The organism is uncultured Streptomyces sp. (genome assembly GCF_947488945.1).
GTDB lineage: Bacteria > Actinomycetota > Actinomycetes > Streptomycetales > Streptomycetaceae > Streptomyces.
The window spans coordinates 1-428 of the sequence record NZ_CANLBS010000091.1 but is presented as its reverse complement, the minus strand read 5'-3'; the positions used below and the strand labels follow the sequence as shown (position 1 = coordinate 428).

Annotated in this window: 1 protein-coding gene; it reads right to left on the bottom strand. The window is 68.9% G+C overall.

The genetic code is table 11. The annotated features are described in order from the left end of the window. The coding region (locus Q0994_RS33950) for a condensation domain-containing protein (protein ID WP_299542595.1) at positions 1 to 428 on the bottom strand (428 nt) is incomplete at both ends.

Genomic DNA, 428 nt, shown 5'->3' with positions numbered 1-428 from the left:
TCCCGCTCGGTCAGCATGTTGAGTTCGGAGAGGTGTGCGTCGGGGGTGGCCGCGACGGAGGCGGCGAGGGTGGCGAGGTGGCCGGCCATCCGCTCGATCGTCGCCCGCTCGAAGAGATCCGTCCGATACTCCAAGGCGGCCAACACCTCGTCGCCCGACTCCGCGGCCGTCAGCTGAAGGTCGAACTTCGCGTCCTGGCCGCCGACCCCGATCTGTTCGACGTCCAGTCCCGGCAGGCTCCACGCGTCCCCGTCCGGGGTGTTCTGGAACACGAACATGGTCTGGAACAGCGGATTGCGCGACAGGTCGCGGTGGGGGGTGAGCTCGTCCACCAGGCGCTCGAAGGGCAGGTCCTGGTGGTCGTACGCACCCAGGGCGGTGTCCTTGACGCGGTCGATCAGCTCGGCGAACGTCGGGTCCCCCGACAG